The sequence below is a fragment of the Mycobacterium sp. genome, from assembly GCF_040398885.1.
Lineage (GTDB): Bacteria > Actinomycetota > Actinomycetes > Mycobacteriales > Mycobacteriaceae > Mycobacterium.
The window spans coordinates 1-3,399 of record NZ_JBBATF010000017.1; the positions used below are offsets into that span (position 1 = coordinate 1).

Sequence of the window (3,399 nt, forward strand, 5' to 3'; positions counted from 1 at the left end):
GCGTGGCAGGTACAGGATTCGAACCTGTGTAGGCTTCCGCCGACGGATTTACAGTCCGCTCCCATTGGCCGCTCGGGCAACCTGCCTGGGCACACCAGAGCCGGGAACACCCCGCCTCCGTGCGAGTAGCAGGGTACAACGAGGATGTACCCCGGACACAAACCGGCCCGGATCCCGGCGGCCGGAACGGTGAGGAGGCACCCCGTGGCTGATTCCAGCTTCGACATCGTCAGCAAGGTCGACCGGCAGGAGGTCGACAACGCCCTGAACCAGGCGGCCAAGGAACTGTCCACCCGGTTCGACTTCCGCGGCACCGACACCTCCATCGCCCGCAAGGGCGACGAGGTCATCGAGATCGTCTCCTCCACCGAGGAACGGGCCAAGGCCGCCGTGGACGTCTTCAAGGAGAAGTTGATCCGGCGCGACATCTCGATGAAGGCCTTCGACGCCGGAGAGCCCCAGGCGTCGGGGAAGACCTACAAGGTCAGCGGCACCATCAAAGAGGGCATCACCGGCGAGAACGCCAAGAAGATCACCAAGCTGATCCGCGACGACGGCCCCAAGGGCGTCAAGACCCAGATCCAGGGCGAGGAGGTCCGGGTGACCTCCAAGAGCCGCGACGACCTGCAGGCCGTCATCGCCCTGCTCAAGGGCGCCGACCTCGAGGTGGCCCTGCAGTTCGTCAACTACCGCTGACGTACCCCGCCCCGGCCGGGCGGCGGAGTGCATAAGCTGGTTTACGTCAGCCCGCACGCACTCCAGCGAGGACCGCGATGACCGTCAGCCACCAGCACGACGACCGACCCGCCGAGTCCTCTCACGGGGACTACGACATCGTCATCATCGGCGCCGGCATCTCCGGGATCGGGGCGGCCTACCGCCTCGCCGAGGCCGACCCGGACACCCGCTACGTGATCCTGGAGCGCCGTGACCGCATCGGCGGCACCTGGGACCTGTTCCGCTACCCCGGGGTGCGCTCGGACTCCTCGATCTTCAGCCTGAGCTGGCCCTGGGAGCCGTGGACCGGCCGGGAGTACGTGGCCGACGGTCCCGTCATCCGCGACTACATGGAGGACACCGCCCGCAAGCACGGCATCTTCGACCACATCCGCTTCCACACCACCGTGCAGTCCGCGGACTGGGATTCCGCCACCGACACCTGGACCGTCCGGGCCACCGAGAACGGGGCGCCCCGGACCTACCGCGGCCGGTTCGTGTTCTTCGGCACCGGGTACTACGACTACGACGAGCCCTACGATCCGGACTTCCCCGGCCTGGACGCCTACCAGGGCACCGTCGTGCACCCCCAGCACTGGCCCGAGGGCCTCGACTACACCGGCAAGAAGATGGTGGTCATCGGATCCGGCGCCACCGCCGTCTCACTGGTGCCGGCATTGGCGCGCAGGGCGGCCAAGGTCACCATGCTGCAGCGCTCCCCCGGCTATCTGTTCACCTTCCGGCGTATCAACCCATGGATGAAGCCGGTGCGAAAGATGTTGCCCGGCAAGGCTTCCTATAACGTCCTGCGCGGCGTCGCGATGCTGCTGGAGAAGGTCTTCTGGATCGTCTCCCGCGGCGCGCCCGGCGTCATGAAGAAAGCGGTGCGCTGGCAGAACACCAGGCAGCTGCCGCAGGGCTACCCGGTGGAACGCGATTTCAAGCCGCGTTACAACCCGTGGGACCAGCGCATGTGCCTGGTGGCCGACGGCGATGTGTTCGAGGAGATCGGCAACGGCCGACTGGAGGTGGTCACCGACCACATCGACCACTTCGACCAGACCGGGATCGCGCTGGAGTCCGGCCGCCACCTCGACGCCGACATCGTCGTCAAGGCCACCGGCCTGAACCTGCTGGCCCTCGGCGGGGTGCGGATCAGCGTCGACGGCGACGAAGTCAGGCCGCAGGACAGGTTCTCCTACAAGGCGCACATGCTCGAGGACGTACCGAACCTCATCTGGTGCATCGGCTACACCAACGCCTCCTGGACGCTGCGCGCCGACATCACCGCCCGGGCCACCGCCAAGCTGATGGCCCACATGAAGGCCAACGGCTACACCCACGCCTACCCGCACCCGGCCGTCGGCGCGATGACGGAGAAGCCGACCTGGGATCTGCAGTCCGGCTACGTGCGGCGCAACGCCCATGCCCTGCCGAAGTCGGGGACCAGGCGGCCCTGGGTGGTGCGCCAGGATTTCTTCGCCGACGCCTTCGACTACCGCTTCCTGGACAAGATCGGGGAGGACATGGTGTTCGGGCGGGTGAAGGCGACGCCGCAACTCGTCGGTTAGCGGCCGGCCCGCCACCTGCGCTGTGCCCGCCTTGGGCGAAGTCGACGTGAACCGGGCTTCGCCGCATTAGTTTTGAGACATGACACCTGATCGCCGCGTGCCGCAAGTCGTCGTACTCGGCGGTGGCTCCTGGGGCACCACCGTCGCGTCCATCTGTGCCCGCCGCGGTCCGACCCTGCAGTGGGTGCGCTCCCCGGACACCGCCGAGGACATCAACAACAACCACCGGAATTCCCAGTACCTCGGCGAGGAAGTCGAGCTCCCCGAAAACCTTAAGGCCACAAACGATTTCGCCGAGGCGGCGAACTGCGCCGACGTCATCGTCATGGGTGTGCCGTCGCACGGGTTCCGCGGCGTGCTCATCGAGTTGGCGAAGGAACTTCGCCCGTGGGTGCCGGTGGTCAGCCTGGTCAAGGGCCTCGAGCAGGGCACCAACATGAGGATGAGCCAGATCGTCGAAGAGGTGCTGCCCGGCCATCCGGCCGGCATCCTGGCCGGCCCCAACATCGCCCGCGAGGTCGCCGAGGGCTACGCCGCCGCAGCGGTGCTGGCCATGCCGGACCGCAACCTGGCGGCCAATCTGGCGAGCATGTTCCGCACCAGCCGATTCCGCACCTACACCAGCGACGACGTCACCGGCGTGGAGATCGCCGGAGCGCTGAAGAACGTCTACGCGATCGCCGTCGGCATGGGCTACGCGATGGGCATCGGCGAGAACACCCGGGCGATGGTGATGACCCGCGCGGTGCGGGAGATGTCCAAACTGGGCGAGGCCATGGGCGGACAGCGCGACACCTTCGCGGGCCTGGCCGGCATGGGCGACCTGATCGTCACGTGCACCTCCCGACGCAGTCGCAACCGCCACGTCGGCGAGGAACTCGGGTCGGGCAAGAGCGTTCAGGAGATCATCGCCGGCATGAATCAGGTGGCCGAGGGCGTCAAGGCCGCCAGCGTGATCATGGAGTTCTCCCAGAAGTACGGCGTCAGCATGCCGATCGCCAAAGAGGTGGACGGGGTGGTCAACCACGGCGCCACCGTCGAGCAGGCCTACCGCGGCCTGATGGCGCAGAAACCCGGCCACGAGGTCGACGGCACGCCCTTCTGAGGCCGC

3 protein-coding genes and 1 tRNA gene are annotated in these 3,399 nt (G+C 67.3%); 3 read left to right on the forward strand and 1 reads right to left on the reverse strand.

All coding sequences use genetic code 11. The features are described 5' to 3' along the window. Positions 1 to 3 precede the first annotated feature (3 nt). Positions 4 to 86: transfer RNA gene (locus ADBZ5U_RS03085), tRNA-Tyr, on the reverse strand. A gap of 118 nt (positions 87 to 204) precedes the next feature. On the opposite strand from ADBZ5U_RS03085, the gene ADBZ5U_RS03090 reads away from it, so the two are divergent. From ADBZ5U_RS03090 to ADBZ5U_RS03100, 3 genes are all read left to right on the forward strand, one after another. Then, positions 205 to 696 (forward strand): YajQ family cyclic di-GMP-binding protein, encoded by a 492-nt coding sequence (locus ADBZ5U_RS03090; protein ID WP_526262251.1) that lies wholly within the window; start codon positions 205 to 207, stop codon positions 694 to 696. 77 nt (positions 697 to 773) lie between these two features. Beyond that, positions 774 to 2,288 carry a flavin-containing monooxygenase gene (locus tag ADBZ5U_RS03095; RefSeq protein WP_526262253.1) on the forward strand — a complete coding sequence of 505 codons (1,515 nt, stop codon included), beginning with the start codon at positions 774 to 776 and terminating at the stop codon, positions 2,286 to 2,288. Between the two features lie 79 nt (positions 2,289 to 2,367). Then, positions 2,368 to 3,393, forward strand: coding sequence for an NAD(P)H-dependent glycerol-3-phosphate dehydrogenase (locus ADBZ5U_RS03100; RefSeq protein ID WP_526262255.1), 1,026 nt, complete (start codon positions 2,368 to 2,370; stop codon positions 3,391 to 3,393). The last annotated feature ends 6 nt before the right edge of the window (positions 3,394 to 3,399 follow it).